This window comes from Candidatus Hydrogenedens sp. (genome assembly GCA_035361075.1).
Taxonomy (GTDB): Bacteria; Hydrogenedentota; Hydrogenedentia; order Hydrogenedentales; family Hydrogenedentaceae; genus Hydrogenedens.
Genome location: DAOSBX010000001.1, coordinates 14,613 through 37,847, shown reverse-complemented (window position 1 = coordinate 37,847; position 23,235 = coordinate 14,613). Strand labels below are relative to the sequence as shown.

Here is a 23,235-nt window from a genome sequence, read left to right as displayed (position 1 = left end):
ATTAAGACTCTTGTTTTTTATACCTATCTATACAATTTTCAACCTCTTTCCAGAACCATTCTAACTCTGTCTCAGAGGGTTTGAAGCCTCTGTATCCGACATCGTTCATCTTTTCATTTATCTTATTTATTAACATTTCCAATTCTGTCTTCTTCTCTTTTTCATTTAATCTTTGAACTATATGCAATAACGTTCGGAAATACTCATAATAATCTCCGTCTAACCTGAATTTCCTTGCTGTGTGTAAAACTTCGGCATCTGTGATTTCCAATTGAACCACTTGTTCACCCCTTTTTCCCTTATAAACAAACAAACCTATACCAACAAAAATTACTAATACAATAATACCCCCAACAAAAATTAATGTATACATTGTATTATCTTTTTTGACCTCAATGTAAATTGGGGGTATATCCCAATAGGATGTTGGAAGGGCTCTTGTATTATCTTTTACAAATTCAGATTCTAATTCTCCTGAAAGAAGGACATAAGGGACTTTTATTGAACCAATTTCATACGTCCCTGTTTCTTTCGCAACACCTTCCATGCATATTTCTAAATTTACCTTATCTGCCGATTCATTACTTTTTATATTCTTTACTTCCAAAAACAAATTCTCATTTTTGTTTTCATACTCTGGAGGGAAAAAACAATAAGGTTCTGTTTCCTTCTTTATATTTTGAAGGGTAATCATAATTTGAAAAAGCTTTTGAACATATATTCTTTTCTCAATCTGGTGAATGGATATTTGTGGCACTTGTTCCGAAAAAGAACAAATACCCATGCTCATAAAGACTATCGTGATGAAAAATAAAATATGTCCCTTCATAATTTTGTAAAATAATACGAATATCAGGAGGAGTTCCTAAAATAGATTTATAATTGAAACGAAAAAATAAAATGATTAGAATACAGGGAATTAGATTTTATTCTGTATTAACCAAAGAGAAAGCATACCACATAAAGTAATATAATTTCACTAAACTATAAAGTAATTATCAAAAAGAAAATCCGCACACATAGGTTATAAACAAGATGAAAAAAATAGCACATCCAAAATTTGGAGGGATACCCATCAAATTATTATGGACGGGATTCCGTCCTATGTTTGATTACTGGGGAAATGAATTAAAACGTTTTTACCAGTTCGACACTTTGGTAAATTCATTTAACACTTATCTAAGTATAAAAGACAAATTTATTATACCTACAATCCAGAAAATTTTAGGGACATCACCAGTAACCTCTTTAAAATTTCATCTATTTCAAGAAGGAAAGTATCAATTCATATTTCAACTAAAAGCAGAAAACCAAAGAATGAAAAATGCTTATTTTGCTTTTGTTGTAGCAAAAGACGGTGAAGAGTTTTCAAAGGTTGCAAAAGCAGAACATAACCTTTTAATCACACTGTATAAACGGTGTCCTGAATATGTTGTTAAACCTTTTTTAGGAGATTATCTTTTCTTTCCTGACCGATATAAGAGGAAAGATTTTCATCGAAAGATATATGCATATTTAACCCAGTGGCTTGCTGGCTATGATGAACTCGGCGTTAATAAAGACTTGCAATTCTTTACCAATGTAGAAAAACCACATACTTTTTCCATAAAGGAAACGAACCAAATAAAGTCAAAAATTATTGAGATAATTCTTCGTTTGTATGATGAACAAAGTAAAACAAGCATTGCTTTGCCAGAAATTGCCTCTGGTGATTTTGTTATAAAACGTAGTTCCTCAAGTCAGCACAGAATTAAATTAATTGCATGTAGAAAAGTTATCAAACCTATCAAATCCCAAGAATTGATTGCAAAAATAATCAACACCTCCTGGCGTTGGGGAAGCAAAAAATTTCATTTACTCCCTGATGAGCCAGATGATTTTTTTAATGTTTTTATTCATACAATAGGTCATGAAAAAACAATATTATGGTTTAATAATTTATGGATTCAGCAAGAAAAACTTTTGAAACATCCTGTTGTGTCCCAAGAATATATTGATACGTTAAAACGACTCACCAAATCAGAATTAAAATCAACCATTAGAACGGAGATATAAAAAGATGTATCAAAAAGTATTTGTTTTATCTACTTTGTCTTTTATCTTTGCTATTGCCCCTAACCCTTATAGTGATTCATATCCCATTTTTTATGTATCACCCATCGGGAATGATACCTGGTCAGGAACTTTACCCGAACCATTACCAGACATGTCAGATGGACCTTTCAACACCTTAGAAAAAGCCCGAGATGCACTTCGTCAGGAAATAGCCAAAAGAGAAAAAAAAGGAGGGGTTATTCTTATTCGTCAAGGAAATTATTTTCTCTCTTCCCCATTAGAATTAAATGAAGCTGATTCTGGGAGTGAAGAATTTCCAGTACTATGGCAAAATTACAAAGGGGAAACTGTTAAAATTATTGGGGGAAAAGAAATTAATAATCTTGAGACTTATCAGGGAAACATTTATAAAACAACAATAGAAAAACCTCAATCAGAACCAAGAATATTACTATTCAACGATAAAATACAAACATTAGCAAGATGGCCAAATAAAAGTGAGGAACAATTACCAGGTGGAGCATGGGCTTTCATAACAAATGTAATCCCTGAAAATGCAAAACATGCGTTTCAGTGTTCACTCTTACCATCCATTTTTGCAAATACTGAAGTATCACCATTAGAAATAGCAACTTTCTCCAATTACAATTGGGCATTCCAAATAATTAAGATAAAATCGATTGATATGAATACGCATACGATTGAAATTGATGGGGAATTCAACTATGAAGCTAAAAAAGGTAGACGCTTCTTCTTACAAAATCATTTGTCCCTCTTAGATGACGAGGGAGAATGGTATTTTGATAGTAACAAAAATGAATTGTATTATTATCCACCTCTACGCGAGCAAAGTACAGAAAAAAACTATATACTTGCTACATTGAACAACCTAATCCAGATAAAAAATGCACGTTATATTAACATTATTGGAATTAATTTTATCGGCTCAAATGACACAGGCATTGTTATTAATAATTCAGAACACTGCTTAATAGCCAAATCTTCCTTGTCTGGGATATATCGTTCAGCCATTTCTATAAATGGGGGCAAAAATAATCGCGTTGAAGGGTGTGATTTATTCGAATTGGGTGGTTCGGGCATTTCTGTTAATGGCGGAGATAAAAAGACATTAACTCCTGGCGGACACCAAATAATAAACAATCACATTTATAATTTTGCCCAGATATTCAAAACTTACCATCCAGCAATATCAATAAATGGTGTATCAAACCGAATAGCCAATAATGATATTCATGATTCACCTCATTCCGCAATTATATTAGGGGGAAATGACCATATCATCGAATATAATCGTATCTATCGTGTATGCCAGGAAACAGGTGATGCTGGTGCTTTCTATATGGGTAGAGACTGGACAAATCGAGGGAATATCCTACGGTATAACATATTCCACGATGTTTATGGTTTCGGATTAGGACATGAAGACTCCTTAGAAGGCGACTTTTCATTTCAATATGAATCTCCACTATGGGCTTGGGGAATATATTTAGATGATTGCACAAGTGGTGTAACTGTTTACGGCAATATAATCTATCGCGTACCTTTATGTGGTGTCATGATAGGCGGAGGACGGGATAATTTAGTAGAAAATAATATCTTTGTTGATTGCATACCTGCCGTTCACATAGATGCACGATGGGAGACATACTGCTGGGATGTCATGGACGAACGACTTGAAGCAATGAAACCTAAAGAACCCCCATACAGTACTCGCTATCCAGAACTCTTATCACTATATCAAGATGATAGAAAAAAACCCACAAATAATCGAGTCTTTCGTAATATCATTTCCTATGAAAGAGACGACTTCTGTGGTATTTCTAATATGGCTACTGAGAAAGAAAGTGCTGTGATATATCACTTATCTCCATTTGACCCAGAAACTAATAAATTCGATTTTAACCTTATTTACCATTTTGGCAAAGAAGTAAGAGTTGCCTGGCAAAGTTACAAAAAAAATGATTCAGAAAAAATTCCTTTTTCAAAATGGCAAGAAAGAGGTTTTGACAATTCAAGTATTATAGCTAAACCTTTCTTTCTCTACCCAGAAAAAGATGATTATTGGTTAGAAATTCGCTCATTGGCATTGAAAAATCTAAAGTTTCAACAGATTCCAATTGATAAAATTGGCTGTTATTTTAATGAATTCCGTCGTACCTGGCCTGTTGAGAAACCAAAACCTCAAAAATTAAAGAACCGTAAAATATGGAAAGTGAAAATAGAAGATAACGAATTCAAAGTATCTACTGAGGAAATTATGCCTCTAAAGCAAGAAGAGCAACAAGCTCCATTTGACATTGAGAAATTCGTAGAACCATTCTTATCCCCTGGTGGAGTCCCTCTTGAACAGGCTCCAATACCAGTCCAAACCCCTTCAGGACCAAGTGGAATTGGTGGAGATGGAAGTTCCTTCGACCCAATGAAATCCTTACCACCATTTCCACAACCCAAATAAAATAGCTGTGAAAATATCTCAACTGTATTAATAAACACAAGGATAACGCCCTTCTCCTGAAATAGTGATGTAAATTCTTATAACTAAAAAAATCCCTATATAAATAAAAAATCTTGTTTTAAACATTGTATCCAATATGTTTCACCATTAATAGCCTTATATATACCTTAAATGTGAAAATATATGGTTAAGATATCCAGTTTACCAAAAAGTAACCCACTATAATAACAAATAGTAGATATCTCTGTTATCAGTTCTATTTCATGATGACTGTCCTCATCTTTTTAACGAATAATTCGGTATATACCAAATCAACGAATCTTAAAACAATTTGAAAAATGATTTTTAAAAAGGTATAAAATTTTAAAACTTTAAAACATATAAATATAAATATAAACAAATAGATACGTTTTATGATGCTGTTTTATTAAACAGTAACATTTTTGGTAAAGTAATAGACAAAAAAAGGAGAACAAAAATGTCTACGTTTGCTAATATTCAAAAGGAATATAGATATATAAACCTAATCATTGTTTTCATTATTCTTCTAAGTATCTATTATTTATTTTTCATAGTCCCACCTGCACAAGCAGTAATATATATAGATACAATTGAAAAATTACAAAAAATTGGTAAAGACTCTGCTTACCCGCTAAATGGCGAATATGAATTAACACAAGACATAGATGCCACTGCTACAAGGAATTGGAATGGAGGCACTGGTTTTGAACCTATTGGAGATGCTAATGCATTTACAGGTAAATTTAACGGTAATAATAAGAAAATTATTGGGTTATACATCAATACCAATAATCCTGCAGGAGGATTTGTCGGTTTATTTGCTGGAATAGCCGAGGGAGGAGAGGTTTATAATTTAGGGTTAGAGAATATAGATATAACAGAAGGCTCTATGTATGATGTGGCTATAGGTGGATTGGCAGGCGTAAATTTGGGGACAATAACGCAATGTTATTCCACAGGCACAGTTGATAGTTATGGAGGAGGAAGAGAAGAAGCGGGCACTTTTGTTGGCGGACTTACAGGTATTAATTTTGGGACAATAACGCAATGTTATTCCACAGGCACAGTTGATAGTTATGGAGGAGGAAGAGAAGAAGCGGGCACTTTTGTTGGCGGACTTACAGGTATTAATTTTGGAACAATAACGCAATGTCATTTCAAAGGCACAGTAAATAGTTCTGGGGGAGGTCCAGTTACTGGCGGACTTATAGGTATTAATTTTGGAACAATAACGCGATGTTATTCTATAGGGACAGTAAGTAGCTCTGGAGAGTTTCTTCTTGCAGGGGGACTTATAGGTGGAAATGGAGGAGTATTAACTCTATGTTATTCTTCAGGTTCCGTGAGTGTTTCAGGTATAACATTCGCAAGTGTTGGTGGCTTAGTTGGTTTTAACAGCATATCAGATGAAGACAGTGCTTCCCAAAATTGTATAATCAGTGAATGTTATTCTACAAGTTTTGTAAATGGTGAAGTGTCTCCTGGAAGCGAAGGAGACTCAGGTTTATTGGGTGGTGGTTTAGTAGGGTATAATGCCTCCACAATTCAACGATGTTATTCCATAGGTCAAGTGAAAGGGACAGGTGCTCAGGGAGCTTCTATACAATTAGGTGGGTTAGTAGGCTATAACGAAGGAGGCACAATAACAAGTTCTTATTGGAATAAGACGACTTCTGGACTAAATACTTCCGACGGCGGAATAGGTAAAACAACTAATGAAATGAAACAAAAAGCCACATATGTAGGTTGGGATTTCAACAATGTCTGGACAATAGATGACGGACAAAGTTACCCATATCTACGCTCCTTAGGACCAACCCAGGGGATAATTGATACTATAGAAGAGGGAAATAAAGAAGGAATGGAAGGAGAAGGGACAGTAGGAGAAGGAAATAAAGAAGAAAATAAAGAAGGAAACAAAGATTTACCAGAAGAGCCAGAAACAAATAGTTGCGGATGCAGTAGCAAATCATTAAAGAGTAACTATTGGTGGAAATACTTACTTGATATTTTCTTTTTCAGTTTAATTATTTCGCTTATAAGCGGTATGCGTAAACAGGAGCAGATGAAATAATATAATATAACATTATCTATTTATTGTATCTTTGACAAAACTTCATTGAGAATGAACATGATATCGTTCTTACACCTATATACTATCAAAATATAAGAATTCCTGAATTTATCTTTAAAACTACGCTTTCCCCTTCATGATATAGTAAGAATGTTTAATACACATCTGGAGACATTAAAAACATCTCTTCTCAATTCTAAATTCTGTTAGAATTCAGTTATAATCATTGTTAAAAAAGTATATAACTTATTTTTTGATTATAATTTATTTGTTTCAAAAAATAGAAAAGGCTACATCAACCATAGTTTAGATTTGGATATGAACTTAGCAAAAAATAAAATATATTATGATAGTAAAGACCAGAAAGTAGTTACTCGCGTTTTAATCGACTTAATAAGAGCGAGGGAAATTTTATGGGGATTGGTCTGGCGTGAAATTAAAGCAAGATACCGTTATGCTATATTGGGCTTTTTATGGGCAATTATAGAGCCAATTACGTTGATGTTACTGCTCCTTTTTATTTTTTCATTTGTATTCAAACAGAGGTTGACTATCTCCGATACCATTGAAATCCCAATGGCCACTCAAATCCTATGTGGATTAATTTTCTGGCAGTATTTCTCAACATCTGTATCTGGAGCGACCTTATCATTAATTCACCATCAAAATCTTGTAAAGAAAGTGTTTTTCCCTCGTGAAGTTGTTCCTCTCTCCTCCATCATTTATCCTATGGTCAACTTATCTATCGGGTTTATAACTCTTATCATCATTCACTTGTTTTTTAAAGGAACAATTACAATTAATGTTCTCTGGCTTATCATTATCCTTCCAATTCTGTTTTGTCTATCAGCAGGATTAGGACTTCTGCTTTCTGCTGGATACATTCATTTCAGAGACATAGGTAACATGGTAAATGTTGGATTAACCTTTGGCTTTTATGCTTCACCTGTGTTTTATCCAGTAGAATGGGTGAAAAGAGCATGCGAGAATCAAACCTTGCCAAATTGGTTCTATCATCTTTACATTTTGAACCCCATGGTAGGAATACTTACAAATTTGAGGGAATGTATTCTTTATGGTAAAGCACCTCAACCTTCATTTTTAGTCTATACTATATGTGTTAGTATATTCTCATTACTTATTGGCATCTATATATTTAGAAAACAATCTCCTACTTTTTCCGATTATATGTAACGAATGAATGAACCTATTATCGAAATAAAAAATGTTGTTAAAGAATACCCAATCCGCAGAGGTTTCAGAGACCTGCGAGGACAGGGAGGGGTATTAGATTGGATACGTGGTAAAAAAAGTGAACATTTTCGTGCCCTCAATAATGTTAGTTTCGATATTTATCGTGGTGAAACAGTGGGCATTATCGGTAAAAATGGATCTGGTAAAAGCACCCTTTTAAAAATCATCGCTGGCGTAACTCTACCTACAGAAGGGAGAGTCATTGTATATGGTAGAGTGGCTTCTTTACTGGAGTTAGGCGCTGGTTTTCACCCCTTACTGACAGGTAGAGAAAATATTTATTTAAACGCTGGCCTTTTAGGAATGCGTCGTGCTCAGGTCAATGAGGTTATTGAGCAAATCATAGACTTTTCAGGTATCCGTGAATTTATTGACCAACCCGTTGACACATATAGCAGTGGTATGTATGTTCGCATTGGTTTTGCAGTCGCCTCATTTGTCAATCCTGACATTTTTCTGGTGGATGAAGTGCTTTCCGTAGGCGATGAGGAATTTCAGAGAAAATGTCGTCAGCGTATTGGTGAACTTCGTGAACAAGGTAAAACCATCGTTTTTGTATCTCATGACCTTGGCACGGTTAACGCCCTATGCAATAGAGTATTCTTACTTGATAAAGGAAAACTTATCGATCGCGGTTCTGTTTCCGCTACCATTGATTATTACCTACGTCAAATTGGCAGAGCAGAGGGAATTCATACGATTTCCTCACCAAACAAAAATATTGAGGCGATTTTCAGCCACGGTAAACTTTCCCTATTTCATGATAAAAAGGAAATTACATCTCCATTAGGGATAGAAGGCGTTCTCGTTCACTTACAACAAGTTCACCCATCTTCTATGGGAGACTGGCTTGTAACCGAAAGAGAAGACCAATCCTTAATAGCCCAAGGAACGCTTTATCGTTTACCTGTGGAATGGAAATGGAACGTTGAAATTAAAAATAAACATATTGAATTAAATGCAAGATATAAATTAAATAAAGAAATACCAATACAGGCATTAGAATTCCGTATTTTTCTTCCAGAGATATATGACCACTTTTTCTACAATGGAAATGAGAATAAGTTTGCTCCGATTGTCCCTGGAAATCTTGGCTGGACAACAATGGTTCCACCTAAAATTGGTGAAAATTCTACATTTCTATTAACCAGCCTAAACTCCGATGAATATCCTCTGTTAAAAATAGAATTTGAAACCTCTGAACCAGGTTCATCCTTAACCATTGGCAATACTGACTATATAGGAAGGTCAAGGTTTATATGTTGTCATCTTCAAATTCCCGAGACAAGTTCACTTCTTCAAATGGGTGAACATAAAATCGGGAACATAAGAATTTCTCTCGCTGAAAAAGAAGAATATGAAGCATGGAAAACAGCATGGATACAACAACGAACCATTACACTAAAAGACATTGAAGCAAGATTAGGGGAAGGATTTATTGAATTCATATCAAAAAAAGATAAAAAACTTCTTACTCAAGCAGTCCATCTCCATACTCAATTTCGACTACAGGGGATGTGGTTTCTCAGCCAAACATTTCTATGGAACACACCATATAAAGAAAATGACACATGGATATGGGAAGGAGAATCCCAACGCTTTCCGATCCGCTTAAAGTGGGAATTACTTCCTAAAACCGAAGAAAATCTCCTATACTCAAAAATATGGCTCATTGTTAAGGAGCCACTATCATTAGAAGAATATAACATTTCCGTTGGTCTTATATATGCATATCAACACTGGAAAACATCGTTCGAAACAGGGGAATTTACTGAAATTCCGCCAGAACAGACAGAATATATCCATTTAAATAAAAATTACAACCCATCAGAATATATATATGCAATAGGTAATAAATTACCAAACGTTTTTTTATTTACACACCAAAAAAATTCATTCCGAATGTCTGCAATTAACCCTGAATATTCACTTCATGCGCGAATAATACAAGCAATTGCAACACCTGAACAAAAATCTGTTTTCAATTTACAGACTGGTTCTCATTTACTTTTCGACGGAGGTATTCAATTTTCATTTCCAGAAGATAGTAATCAGGATGAAATAACAATATGAGTGAAATCAAAGCGTCTATAATAGTCCCTGCTTACAATGATTCTGAACGGTTGCACCACCTACTTACATCTTTTGATTCACTTGAATATGATGAACCTTATGAAGTTATTATTGTAGACGACGCCTCAACTGACAGAACTCCCGAAGTTTGTCATGAATGGTCAAAAAAATGGCATTCATATAAATTCCGATATATACGACTAAAACAAAACAGCGGTCCTGGTATTGCTCGTAACAAAGGTTTAGAAGTAGCGGATGGAGAAATCGTTGCATTTACAGACTCGGATTGTAGAGTACATCCACACTGGCTAAAAAAATTAATTTCAACACTTGACCCCATTAATAAAATTGTTGGTGTGGGTGGACGTGTAAAAGCAGTATCAGAAGCCTCCGTTTTTGCAAGACATTCTTTATTCCATCATGTATTAGAACCCCCAGAAAAACTTCACTATTTAGTTACGTGTAATTGTTCCTTCATAAAAAAACCTTTATTAGATATCGGTGGTTTTGCTGAAGACATACGTAACCCAGGTGGAGAGGACATTTCTGCAAGCATTCATCTATGGAAAAAAGGTTGGCGGTTTGCTTACCAAAAAGATGCTATTGTGTATCATGACTTTGATACAAATTTCCGTTCTTTCTTACGTACATGGTATAACTACGGCTACGGTTGCAGTATTGTTCTCCACCGTGAACTGAATATGGACGAATTATACCCAAACCCATCGAACATGCCGTCTTATGAGAACTACTGGCCTGGTTATTTAATGGTACCCCCTACTACAGGGATACGAAGCGGTATTCGAGATATAAAGTACCAATTAAACAAATGCTCCCAACAAAACCTTCCGTTAAAAAACACCATCGAAATTGTTTTTCTTACTATCTGCCAGCGATTATCTCATCTCTTCGGCTGGAAAAAAGGCAAAAAACAGGTTTCCAAAAAACAATAGCATTGGATTTAACTATAACTGTATCTTTTTCTTCTGCAAAAAGAGCCATTCCTTTAATCTTTGAAATGCAGATTGTAAGCCCTCATTTCGTAGCCTTTTTACAAATCGCTGAGCCAATAATATTGGGTTCTTTGTGGTATTAATATATTTTTGAATTAATTCATTTCTAATACCCTCTGTTCTTTTCCTCAACTGAGAAGGGCAACGAACACATATATCTGGCAAACTATCTTTGTTCTTTTGAAGTTGTGTTCTCAGCAACTTAAAAAATTCACCTTCCCAGACTTCTTTTAGCGAATACTCCAATACCGAAGGGTTTTGTTCATTCCAAAACATACAACAAGGGCTGACTTTGCCATCTGCAGAAACAGTCATAGATAAAAATGGCTCAAAACAATAGGTGTCAATAAATTCCCCTTTTTCTTCTCTAATACCATTTTCTTTCACATATTCTTTTTCCACTTCATCATTATGTATGTTCAAACTCTTTAAAACTGAATCAAATGTGTGATACATTCCTAAATTTTCAGCCATGTTCTTTGCTTTTTCTAAATACATAATACACTCATTCTGTTCAGTGTCACTCAATACAAACTGTTCAGCATTTTTATTAAAAGGTTGTACAAGAGTAGCATGAATTCCTCCACAACCATTTTTTGAAGCTAAAGACACCATTTCCTCAATATACATGTAATTCTTATTCGTAATTGTAACGTTAACTCCCAAATCAGGAGTCGGATGTGGCTTAAAACACCGATGCTCATTTATATAACTCAAACTATCCACTGCTTTTTTAAATGTCCCCTCACCTCGTATTGCATCATTTATTGCCTCACTGGGCCCATCAATACTCACAATAATTTGGTCCCAACCTAATTCGATGAATCTATCCATTTGCTCCCTTTTTAACAGTGTCCCATTTGTATGTAAGACACAGAACATCCCATGTTGTTTTGCTATCTCTGCTAATTTTAAGACTAATGCTCCACGAACCATAGGTTCTCCACCGCCAACAATATATAAATGCTGAGCACCTAATCCGATAGCATCATAAAGTAATTCTATCCACTTTTCATCAGAGAGCTCTTTCCCTACGGATTTAAAATCCTCCTCCCATTGCCAGCACGTTAAACAACGTTGATTGCATCGGTTTGTTAGAAAAAAAACAATTTCTGTTAATTCTAATTGTTTACTAACCTGCCAATGAATTAATCGAGAACTTTCCTTTTCGTAAGCCATAAAAATCTCAGCAGTTCAAGGTTTCATATCTTTTCTATTTTATATTCAACTAATATTCAATGGTATACTTTATGTAATTTCAATCACAATTTTAATAACTTTACCTATTAAGAAACAATGGCAGACGAATTTTATAACTGGGAACAAATAACAGTTTGCGTGACTTCGTGTTGCAACCTTAACTGTAGAATGTGCCCTGTAGTTTCGAGAGAGAAGAAAACTCTCTCACGAGAACAACTACTCCACATCTCTGATTTTGCAATCCGAAAGAAATTTCAACGTGTAGTTATTGGAGGTGGTGAACCTACCCTTTTACCCTATCTCAAAGAGATGATTGACAAACTATCTCAACATTCTATTGAAATATGGGTACTTACAAATGCGACACGATTTACACGTGAAGATATTCAGTATTATGCTGATCACCCTAATGTTATTCTGAATATTTCTGTTGATGGTGTCGGTGAAGTACATAATTCCATTCGTGGTGAAGGGACTTTTGAACGGACTAATGAAGCATTTTTATCTCTCATCGAAAAAGGAGCCAAGGTGGCTATTAATACAGTGATACAAAAAAGCAATTATGATAAATCTATTGAAACTTATGAGTATTTTAAATCCTACCCCCTCGTCTGGCATGGCTTTTCTTTTACCGAGACGTATCATCAAAAAGAATTAGTCCCTATGGAACTTATTCCAATTGCAATCAATCAACTGTATGAGATATTAGAACGAGATAAAAAGGAACGTCGACATGTCTCTTTATCAAAAGACATGATTAAGGGATTTGAACTCAGCTTTCGTTATCCCGATTTAATTATGCATCCTGGTAAAAATTGTTCTATTCCCAAATCTCATATTGGCATTGATGAAGAAGGTTGGGTAGTCCCTTGTTGGCATTATCCGATATGGGAAAAAGATGAAACAAGGAATATAAATTTTACTTTATTGGATGACATTATCAACAGTCCAGTAATTAAAGATGAAATTGAAAAAGCCATTGGCGAAAATGGCTGTAAAGGTTGTAGCACGGTCTGTTATTTTTGGAATCAGACTTTTAGAGATAAAGCCATGAACCCCCAAGGAAAATGGAAATGGGAACGAAAATGGCTTTTAGCTAAAATATATACTCAAAACCAGTTTCCAAAATTATACAATTCAATTAGACAATTAAAATCGTTAATCAAATAAAAGTCTATGAGTCAAGAATTTGAAATAACAAAAAAGATGCGAACAAAACGAGGTTTTATCTTCCAATATAACCGATTTAATGAAATCATACCATTAGAAGACTTAAAAAAATGGGCTCGTGTTAATTATGATTCTTTTAAGGTAGATAAAACCGATTTCTTTTCAGGTTCACATGAGGACATTGGAAATATAAAAAATCTTTTACAATTTATAAATGACATTATTCAATGTAATGTCTCCTGGGGAACAAATCTTACCGAACCGCCTAAGAATATTGAAAATCTTAAAAACTTTAATTTGCTTGATATATTTCTAATTGCTACAAATCTCTCATTAGACCAATTAAAAAACTGGGCACATATAGGTAATGAATTAAACATACCTATACGGCTTTACTGTGTTTATCCATTTCCTTTTAATCTAAACTCATCAGAAGAAGATATTATAGAAGTACTTAAAACGTTTGCCTCAATTACATTTGTTCATAAATATCCATTCATAAATAATAAAAACATAGAAATAAATCAAGAAACAATAAAAGATTGGGCTAAAATAAGCAAAACATTTTACCATTCAAATGTTCCAGTTAACATTTTAGGAATTCCTTATTGTCTTGTCGAACCGCAATTATTTCCAGCCATTATCAACACACAACAGTATTTCTCCGATACTGAATTTTACCTTCAATCCTCCTTTGAACTCGCTCAACTTTTATGGAATTTCAAAGCCTCCAAAATTAGAAAAATATTGGAAATGAAGATACGAGAAAAAACTTCATTTCACAGCGGTATTGACCAGTTAGTTTTGCCATGGATACTCAATCATCCTGGCTTATACGTCCCTCTATGGGCATGGCATAAATTAACTCGACACTGGGAATCAAAGAAGAAACCTCAACCACTTCCCGAAAATACGACACTATTAGAGCAAAAAATATTAGAACTCCAAAAGCAAAAGGAAAAGGAATGGGGTACAAAATGTGCATCCTGCTCGTTAAGATATGTTTGTGACAAAGGTAAAAATAACTTTATAAAACTAATATTTACGCCGAAACCTATCGATGGAGATATTATAAGAGACCCGTTAATATTTCGGAAATCACCTCCATATTATTTAGATAAAGTTGAAAAAGAACACTTAAATATCTATTCTCAATTTCAAGAGTTATACAATAATGCAATTCAAATAATGCTTCATGAAAAACCATGGAAAGAAGTTCAACCTGAAGATTATGAGATAGAAAATCACATGACCCACTATATGCCTGGAGCGGTGCGTTGGTTTTCTTTTAGCCGTAATGAGTTACAGAGCACTCCTTTGTGTAGAACAGAACCACCATTAACTATCTCTGTGACCTTTGGAGGTGGCTTTGCAGAACAAATTGGATTTAGTTTTGGACCTCATATAAAACTCGTCTGCCCCATGATAGCTCAAAGCCATAAACTTACTTTACATATTGACAAAGATGGCTATTATATCCTTATCAGAGACAATGAAGTTGTTGCTCCAACAGAATTCGCAAACTCTGCTTTTGTCCCGACAAGACTTCCTGGGATATTAGAACCGAGAATATCCATTTGGAACATAGATGGTGAAATTGTTACTCAAGGGATAACACTATGGAAACAGATTGAAGAACATAAAGAGGAGAGGAAAGCAACGTTTTCGGTACTCTATGTTTGCTCCCGTTATGCAAACCGATTAAAAGCATCTTTGCTAAGCCTTGTTCATCAAACCAATATAAAGCCTGCACAAATAGAGGTGGTCATAGCCTATGTCCCAGGATTGGATGCGACAGATGACATCATAAATTGTTTTGAAAATACATTCCCAGAAATTAAAATTATCCGCTCACCTTTCAATCAGAGTTTCTGGAAATCAAAAGGTGTACTCATCAATTCTTCTTTACCATTATGCTCAGGGGATTGGATTGTCTTATTAGATGCAGACATTGTAGTACCACCCAACTTCTTTGCAGAATTAAATAAAGTGGAATCTTCTACTTTATTTGTTGCTCCCGATGGTCGAAAAATGTTATCACCTGAGACGACTTCTAAGATAATCTTAGGTTTGATAAAACCCTGGGAACAGTATGAAGAATTACTAAATAGCCCAGGCGAATGGAGAAGAAAAGAAGCTCAGGGTATTCCAATCGGCTTCTGTCAGTGCTGTCGAAAAGAGGTCTTTAACAAAATTACCTATCCAGAATTCAATCACTTTGAAGGAGCAGATTGGTTCTTTGGTAAATCCATCATAGAAACATTCGGTCCTGAACATCGACTAAACAATGTTGTTGTATTACACCTTGACCATGGGGGTAGCCAATGGTATGGCTCATTACAACATAGATAATTATCAAAAACTAATAGAACTATGAAAATATGTTTTATCGACACATTATTTAATTGGCCACCCAGAGGAGGTGCGGATGTCGATGTTTTTAATATCCTCTCGATACTTCACAAAAAGAACTATGATGTCTTGCTTCTATCTTTATCATCAACAAAACTAACAAGAGGGGTATTTATCCCAGAGACACTTCCTTTCCCTACAAAAAAGTTAAATGTAAATTTCAAAACATCCTCACTAAAAACAATAAAAGATTATTTTATTCATTCAGTATCCGACTTTAATCCCGATATTCTTATAATCGGGGATAGCTTTTTTCTAAAACCCATTATCACCCTATTTTTTAAGGATGCTTCTATTCCAATCATCTGGCGTCAATACGCTTATGAACTCTTGTGTCACAAAGACATTGTTAAATACCGAAACAACAAACCATGCCCTCTTGATTATTTATCCACTACAGATGTATGTCGTCAATGTTTCCTTCACCACCAAAAAGAAAGTTTGAAATCTTACCAGTTCAATGCATGGCTTGAAGAATATATTCTAACCAAAGCATATAAGACGAACTATCTTAACATATTAACATCTTCATTAAGTAGAGTAAAACAAGTGATCGTATACTCTGATACTATGCAAAATTGCTGGAAATGTTACCATCCCAATACGAGGATTATCCCAGGTGGTGTTGATACACAGATGTTCCATCCATCACAAAATACGAATATTTACAGCCATGATATAAAGAAAATTCTATTCCCTGGTCGCGTCGAAGATGAGGTTAAAGGATTTCATGTACTATACGAAGCCTGCAAACAATTAAGAAATAAAAGAATTGATTTTGAACTTATATGCACCTCGGGATGGAGTACAGGTTACCCCGATTGGGTAAAATTTATTGGCTGGTATAGTCATTATGAGTTACCTTCTATATACACAACCGCTGACATTTGTGTTATCCCAAGCTTATGGGAAGAGCCCTTTGGGCTCGTAGCATTGGAGGCTATGGCTTCCAGTAAACCCATCATTGCAAGCAATATAGGTGGGCTTAAATCTGTCATTCTACATGGAGAAACAGGTTTATTATACCCACCAACGGATAAAAATATATTAATGACTCATTTAGACTCTCTATTATCAAATGAAACATTAAGGAGCAACTTAGGAACAGCTGGAAGAAATCATGTAATTAAAAACTATACATGGGAAAAAATAGTTGAGGATTACTATGAGCCACTTATTTTTAATAAACCAAAATAAAAAATGAGACAGGATAATATAGATTGGCAACTGAGAAAAAAATAATATTTATAGATTTTAATTTTTCATGGAAACCTAATGGCGGTGCTGATGTAGATACTTATCATGTCTTAAAAAAATTGCATGAAAAAGGTTATCCTCTTCTCTTTATCGGTATAGCAGAAGATGGGGCTACTGACCGTGGAAAATTTGACCCAACCCAGCTTCCTTTCCCAGCGGAGCGAGTTTTAATTCCAGAAAAAAAATGGAACCCCTATGAAATATTCAATCGCATTAAACTCTATTTAGACTCATTCAAACCAAATCTAATTTTTCTACAACATGGATTTATTATAAAAATACCCGTCACACATTTGATAAAGATGTACTACCCACATATACCACTTATCTCGAGAATATTTGCACACGAAATTTTTTGTTTAAGAAACCCATTACGATTTAAACATCAAAAACCATGTAAGTTAAGCATATTCGAAACGCCTGATTATTGCCGAAAATGTTCTTTGGAAGGATTAAAATATGAAATTAAAACCTCAAATATAACGAGTTGGGGAAAAGATTATATAAGGAGCAAAGCCTATTCATTATATTTTATTCGTAATTATCACAATACAGTGCAAAAATGGGATAAAATTATTGTTTATAACAAAACCTTCCAAAAAGAATTAGAACAATATAAAATTAGTAGTGTTGTTATCCCAGGAGGTATAGAACCAGAGCCTTTTTTACAAATACCTTTACCCAAACCCAAAAAAGATAATGAAGAAAAAATAATTCTTATGTCTGGCAGATGTGATGAACCTACAAAAGGAATGTCCATTTTATTTGAGGCAGGAAAACGACTTCGAGAGAAAAGAAATGATTTTAAAATATACCTTACCTCTTTCAATATATCTTTGTACAATGAATGGTTTATCCCTACTGGTTGGCTATCCCATGAACAACTACTCAAAATGTATGCAATCGCTGATATTTGTGTAGTGCCAAGTTTATGGGAAGAGCCATTTGGTTTAGTTGTATTAGAATCAATGGCGACTGGAAGAACTGTTTGTGCCAGTAATATTGGAGGATTATCAGAAATAATACAACACAATTCAACGGGTATCCTGTTCGAACCTTCAAATTACATTGCATTGGCAAAGGAATTAGAAAACCTTTTAAATACTTCCCAAACACGAATAACATTAGGTAGTAATGCAAGAAATTATGTCATTCAAAATCATACTTGGGAAAAAATAGTAAACAATTATTATATTCCATTAATTGAACAATCTTTGCCAACACAGGAGAATCATAAATGAAAATAGGTTTGTTTTATAGTTATGGACCACATTTTTTGCAATCAGCAAAATTCTTAAGAGAACAATATTCTGAAGATGAATTGTTAATATTTGTTCCACAATCGTTCCCAAAAGATTGCTTAAAAGATATAACTGACAAAATTGTCTTTCTCCCTTGGGATGGACAACATCTTAATTTTCGTTCTGCAATATCCACTTTTCCAAAAATACTTCAAATAATCCGTAAAACTAAATTAGATTATTTCGTAATTCTCTTCGAAAGTCCTCGTTTAATTTTTTTAAGCCAATTGTCAAAAGCAAAACATCGTTTTATATTTACAATCCATAATGAATATAAAACCCTAACCACATCTCTTATTTCTATCCTATTAAAGTCTATAAAAAACAGAATAAAAGGTCAGTTGTTGTATATATACATTTACCTAAATATACATTTATTCAAATATAAAAAGATATAAAACACCAGATAATTAAACGGCTTACTTCAAAATTATAAACACAAATTTTCATTTTAAACATCAATCGTCTTAAAATATAAAGCGGTAAGTGTTTTTTACTTCTAAAAACTAACTTTTTATTTTATGGAGGACCGATACATGCAATATGTACAATCTCATTTTTTAATTTCCATTTTACTTGCATTTGCTCTTTTGTCAACTCTTGCAATATATGCAGAGGAAAGTGATGATTATGTTATGGGTAATTATCAAGGAAGCATAAGTGGAAAACTATGGGAAGGTAAAAATTTCAAAGCCCAAGTAATAGCCCAGGGAAATGGTCGTTATCGTTGCCTACTCCTTTTCTCCCAAGGGAATGAGCCTGAACAACGTGTAGAAATAAAAGGGATGAAAGCACCTTCTGGACCCGCTGGAATTTTGGAACAAGACAAGGAAAAAGCAAAAAAGATGGCGGAAATCAATTTTGATGGTGATGTAGATTTTGGGAAGAATTATGGTGGTAAAGGAAAGGTTCTTGGACAAATAAAGAACGAAACATTTAAAGGAACCATTGAACAAGGAAAAGAGAAAGCCACGTTCGAACTCAAACGTGTTTTTCTAACATCACCTACGTTAGGGCAACAACCACCAGAAGGGGCTGTTGTTCTTATGGATGGCAAAAGTTTAGATAAATGGGATGTAAAACCCCATTGGCAGTTAGTTGAAGATGGTTCCGCTAAAACAGTAGCCACAAGTTTATGGACAAAAGAAGAATACGGAGACGGGTTATACCATATTGAGTTCATGTGTCCATTCATGCCTAACGAGACAGGCCAAGCAAGAGGTAACAGTGGCGTTTATATCTTTGGAAGATACGAGGTCCAGGTGTTAGATAGTTTTGGTGATTTACCTGCGGATAATCTTTGTGGAGGCATCTATAAAGCGGCGACACCAAAAGTCTGTGCTTCCCTACCTCCATTACAGTGGCAAACATATGACATCACTTTCACAGGTCCTAAATTCGACGAGAATGGCAAAAAAATTAAAAACGCTTTCATTACGGTATATCACAATGGCATCCTTATTCATGACAATGTAGAACTTAAAGGACCGACCCCAGGTGGTGTAAGTGAGCAGGAAACACCCAAAGGTGTGCTTATGCTTCAAGACCACGGTGACCCTGTTCGTTATAGAAATGTATGGTACCAACCAGCGAACTAAGAACTAATAATTAGAAACTGATTTAATATTTTGCAATTGAATACTAACAACATTGAGGGGTAAAGGAGTTTTTGTTTTGCCTTATTTTTCCTTAATAATCCCCACATACAATGAAGAACATCAAATTGAAGCAACTTTAAACTATGTATTTGAGTATTTGAAAAAGCAATCTTTTTCCTTTGAAATTATAATCTCTGACGACGGTAGTAAGGACAACACAGTCCAGAAAGCCAATCATTGGGCGGAACAATATCCTGAACAAATCAAAGTTATTCAATTTACCACAAACGAGGGAAAAGGTAAAGTTGTCAAAGAAGCCATGCTTCATCATGCCAATGGAGATATTTGTTGCTTTTATGACGCAGATGCTTCTACCCCTATTGAAGAAACTCAAAAACTTATCAATGAAATTCAACAAGGTTATGATGTAGCCATAGCTTCAAGAGCGTTACCTGAATCAATAATTGAAATTTCTCAACCTTTCTATCGACAACTCATGGGAAAAATTTATAATCTTATTCTACGATTTTTTAGATTAACTCACTTTAAGGATACACAATGTGGATGTAAATGCTTTACTAAAAAAGCTGTTCAAATTATTTTCCCAAGACAAACCTTAAATCGGTTTAGTTTTGATGCTGAAATTTTGTTTATTGCAGAAAAACATAATCTTAAAATTAAAGAAGTTCCTACACGTTGGAGAAATCGCAAAGAATCGAGAGTTCACCCCTTAAAAGATTCTGTTAAAATGTTTTGCGATTTGTTTAAAATCCGTTTAAATGCAATCAAAGGTTTATATAATTAGCACTGCACTACATAAGACTGTCGGAGAGGCTATAGTTAGCCTCTCCGACCATCATAGTTATCCAGAGTTTATACTTCTCAATACTGATATTTATGTTGTTGCATCAGGAAACTTTGGTAAATTTTTTTCATAATCCCGATACTTTGGTGGCAAACCTTCATATACATCAAATTCTAACCAACGATATTTTCCTTCCAACAATTTATCACCGACTTTCCTATACATATAGTTGTGATTTTTCTTAACTGCCTTGAAATTATTTTCTATTCTTTGACGTGCATTCTTGCAGAACAAATCAGCCAAATCTTGTGGCGAATCATCATTAGGATTTTTATTCATTAAATACTCAGCATAAGACAAACAGGAAGCCATTACAAAAAGGTCAACACCAATATCTACATAATTTCCTAAAATTAATTGCTCATTCTCTAATTTCGGACCATACTTAGCCATTGTATGGAAAATGCTACGAGCGAGTTTCTTGCATGTTTTCGCAGTATACTTCAAATGGTCTCTATTCGTAGCGTTCAATTTCTTCACATTGAAATTAATGGATGTGGGTAACCATAACTTTGGATACCATTTCATATAAAATCCTATTGCCTTCAAAACAGCCTTTAACACACTTTGTCCTTTTTGTGGCTTCATAATTGGCATTACTAAACCGAAGTGAGTGTCCAAAGCCTCACGAGCCATGATTAGGTGCATAATTTCAGAAGAACCCTCAAAGATTCGACCAACACGCATATCACGCATAACACGTTCAACAAAGAAAGGCCTTTCCCCACGATTATAAAGGGATTCTGCCATTTCATAACCTCTACCACCTAAGGTCTGAAGTAAATCGTCCATACCCTGCCAGCCAAATTCAGTTGCAAAATATTTTGCCGCAGCAGCTTCTAATCGTATATCTGCATTCTTCTTGTCCGCAAAGGAACATGTTATAAACACCATGGCTTGAGTAGCAAATGTATTTGCGGCGAAATTAGCGATTTTCTTAGCAATTTCTTGATGTTGTCCTATTGGTCTTCCCCACTGAACACGGTTCTTTGCCCACCATTCCGCATCTTCAAGAAATCTCTTCGCTGCCCCGACACCTGCAGATGGCACACCTAAGCGACCTGTGTTTAATGTAGTAAGAGCAATCTTCAATCCCATGCCAGGTTTACCAATAATATTCTCAGTAGGAACCTTCACATTATTAAATCTTAACATCCCATTGGACAGTCCTTTAAGACCCATAAATTTGCAACGAGTCACAACCTCGACACCTGGCCAGCTTGTTTCAACTATGAATGCTGTAATTTGAGGAATTTCTCTTCCGTTCTTAATCTTTGGGGGCGTCTTTGCCATTACAACAATCACATCTGCATCTGGACCATTGGTCGTCCATAATTTCGTACCATTTAAAATATAGTATGAACCATCAGGGGATGGTGTTGCCGTCGTTTTCATCTGAGCTGGGTCTGAACCGACTTCTGGTTCCGTTAAAGCGAAGGCTGAAATTTCACCCTTTGCCACACGAGGCAAATACTTCTTTTTTTGTTCTTCCGTACCAAACGTCCGAAGGGGTTCAGGAACACCAATACTCTGATGTGCAGACAACCATGTAATTGTACTTTGACAGTAACTCCCAATAAATGATAAAACACGGGCATAATTTGTAACCGACAAGCCTAAACCACCATACTCTGGCTTTATTTTCATTCCAAATAAGCCCATCTCTTTCATCTTTTCCAACGCTTCTTTAGGATAGACTCCTGTCTTATCTATCTCAATCGGGTCAACATACTTATCAAGAAGGTCCTTAATTTTTGCTATCAGTTCATCACCAATCTTCTTGTCTTCTTCCGATTGAGCAGGATAGGGATGTAGTAAATCCCAGCGAAAATTCCCACGAAACATCTCAGCAGTAAAACTTGGGAATTTCCATTCTGTTTCTCGTGCCTCTTCGGCAAGTTCCATTGCTGCATCTTTTGCTTTTAAATCCTCTTTTGTAGCCATAGGTCTTACCCTCATCTTGGTTAAGATTTTCAATTGTTTTATATACTTAATGATAAGTAAATAATAATTTACCACCATTTATACACAATTGTCAAAATGAAATTCAACAAATCTCTGAATTATGAAAAACTCTATTCCCTCTTTTACCAACAAATCAAATGAAATAAAACACTTATAAAATAATTGCGTAATAATTTCTATGATTCATTATATACCTAAAAGAGACATAAAAACCTTTTCAAGATAGATTTTCCATTCTAACTTAATAATAAATTTCAGTAAAAATGATTCTTTTAATTTTTGCTATTTACCGAATTTAAAATAAACTATTTAACAAATTCACTTTGTTGTTTGATAAAAGATGCCCAATCTTACAAAAGACATTAAATATAATAGCTAAAAAAATCGTTCTATATAATGAATCTTTCAAAGAAGGTTTTAATAAAACCCAAAAGATGAATATAGGGTCAAATTTATGATAAAATTAATCGTCCTGTTGGACCTGAAAATTAAACATATCAT

16 protein-coding genes are annotated in these 23,235 nt (G+C 34.6%); 13 read left to right on the top strand and 3 right to left on the bottom strand.

From position 1 onward, the window contains the following. Position 1 precedes the first annotated feature (1 nt). On the bottom strand, positions 2-790 hold the full coding sequence (locus PLJ10_00135) for a hypothetical protein (protein HOK08049.1): 789 nt from the start codon (positions 788-790) through the stop codon (positions 2-4). A gap of 245 nt (positions 791-1,035) precedes the next feature. Here PLJ10_00135 and PLJ10_00130 point away from each other — a divergent pair, with 245 nt between their 5' ends. The 6 genes from PLJ10_00130 (at position 1,036) to PLJ10_00105 (ending at position 10,906) form a co-directional block, all read left to right on the top strand. Further along, entirely contained in the window at positions 1,036-2,055 is a 1,020-nt protein-coding gene (locus PLJ10_00130) for a hypothetical protein (GenBank protein HOK08048.1), read from the top strand. Between the two features lie 4 nt (positions 2,056-2,059). Further along, a complete protein-coding gene (locus tag PLJ10_00125) occupies positions 2,060-4,531 on the top strand; it encodes a right-handed parallel beta-helix repeat-containing protein (GenBank protein HOK08047.1) in 2,472 nt (823 codons plus the stop codon). 478 nt (positions 4,532-5,009) lie between these two features. Further along, positions 5,010-6,626: a GLUG motif-containing protein gene (locus PLJ10_00120; GenBank protein HOK08046.1), complete on the top strand. Its 1,617-nt coding sequence runs from the start codon at positions 5,010-5,012 to the stop codon at positions 6,624-6,626. 318 nt (positions 6,627-6,944) lie between these two features. Further along, positions 6,945-7,820, top strand: coding sequence for an ABC transporter permease (locus tag PLJ10_00115; GenBank protein HOK08045.1), 876 nt, complete (start codon positions 6,945-6,947; stop codon positions 7,818-7,820). A gap of 3 nt (positions 7,821-7,823) precedes the next feature. Next, positions 7,824-9,953 carry an ABC transporter ATP-binding protein gene (locus PLJ10_00110; GenBank protein ID HOK08044.1) on the top strand — a complete coding sequence of 710 codons (2,130 nt, stop codon included), beginning with the start codon at positions 7,824-7,826 and terminating at the stop codon, positions 9,951-9,953. Beyond that, positions 9,950-10,906, top strand: coding sequence for a glycosyltransferase (locus PLJ10_00105; protein HOK08043.1), 957 nt, complete (start codon positions 9,950-9,952; stop codon positions 10,904-10,906). Before PLJ10_00110 ends, PLJ10_00105 begins: the two co-directional genes overlap by 4 nt. A gap of 12 nt (positions 10,907-10,918) precedes the next feature. Here the strand turns inward: PLJ10_00105 and PLJ10_00100 are convergent, their stop codons facing one another. Continuing rightward, a complete protein-coding gene (locus tag PLJ10_00100) occupies positions 10,919-12,145 on the bottom strand; it encodes a radical SAM protein (GenBank protein HOK08042.1) in 1,227 nt (408 codons plus the stop codon). 117 nt (positions 12,146-12,262) lie between these two features. On the opposite strand from PLJ10_00100, the gene PLJ10_00095 reads away from it, so the two are divergent. The 7 genes from PLJ10_00095 to PLJ10_00065 all read left to right on the top strand — a co-directional run bounded on the left by PLJ10_00095 (position 12,263) and on the right by PLJ10_00065 (position 20,709). Next, entirely contained in the window at positions 12,263-13,336 is a 1,074-nt protein-coding gene (locus tag PLJ10_00095) for a radical SAM protein (protein ID HOK08041.1), read from the top strand. 6 nt (positions 13,337-13,342) lie between these two features. After that, a complete protein-coding gene (locus tag PLJ10_00090) occupies positions 13,343-15,688 on the top strand; it encodes a glycosyltransferase (GenBank protein HOK08040.1) in 2,346 nt (781 codons plus the stop codon). A gap of 21 nt (positions 15,689-15,709) precedes the next feature. Further along, the gene (locus tag PLJ10_00085) at positions 15,710-16,945 is read left to right on the top strand and encodes a glycosyltransferase family 4 protein (GenBank protein ID HOK08039.1); all 1,236 of its coding nucleotides are present in this window, start codon (positions 15,710-15,712) and stop codon (positions 16,943-16,945) included. Between the two features lie 23 nt (positions 16,946-16,968). Continuing rightward, entirely contained in the window at positions 16,969-18,246 is a 1,278-nt protein-coding gene (locus PLJ10_00080; protein HOK08038.1) for a glycosyltransferase family 4 protein, read from the top strand. Next, positions 18,243-18,704, top strand: a complete 462-nt coding sequence (locus PLJ10_00075) for a hypothetical protein (protein HOK08037.1) — start codon at positions 18,243-18,245, stop codon at positions 18,702-18,704. The genes PLJ10_00080 and PLJ10_00075 overlap by 4 nt, the downstream gene beginning before the upstream one ends. Positions 18,705-18,842: 138 nt before the next feature. Continuing rightward, positions 18,843-19,904, top strand: coding sequence for a DUF1080 domain-containing protein (locus PLJ10_00070; GenBank protein ID HOK08036.1), 1,062 nt, complete (start codon positions 18,843-18,845; stop codon positions 19,902-19,904). 76 nt (positions 19,905-19,980) lie between these two features. Next, entirely contained in the window at positions 19,981-20,709 is a 729-nt protein-coding gene (locus PLJ10_00065) for a glycosyltransferase family 2 protein (GenBank protein HOK08035.1), read from the top strand. Between the two features lie 90 nt (positions 20,710-20,799). On the opposite strand, the gene PLJ10_00060 is transcribed toward PLJ10_00065, so the two are convergent. After that, positions 20,800-22,713, bottom strand: a complete 1,914-nt coding sequence (locus tag PLJ10_00060) for an acyl-CoA dehydrogenase family protein (protein ID HOK08034.1) — start codon at positions 22,711-22,713, stop codon at positions 20,800-20,802. Between the last annotated feature and the right edge of the window lie 522 nt (positions 22,714-23,235).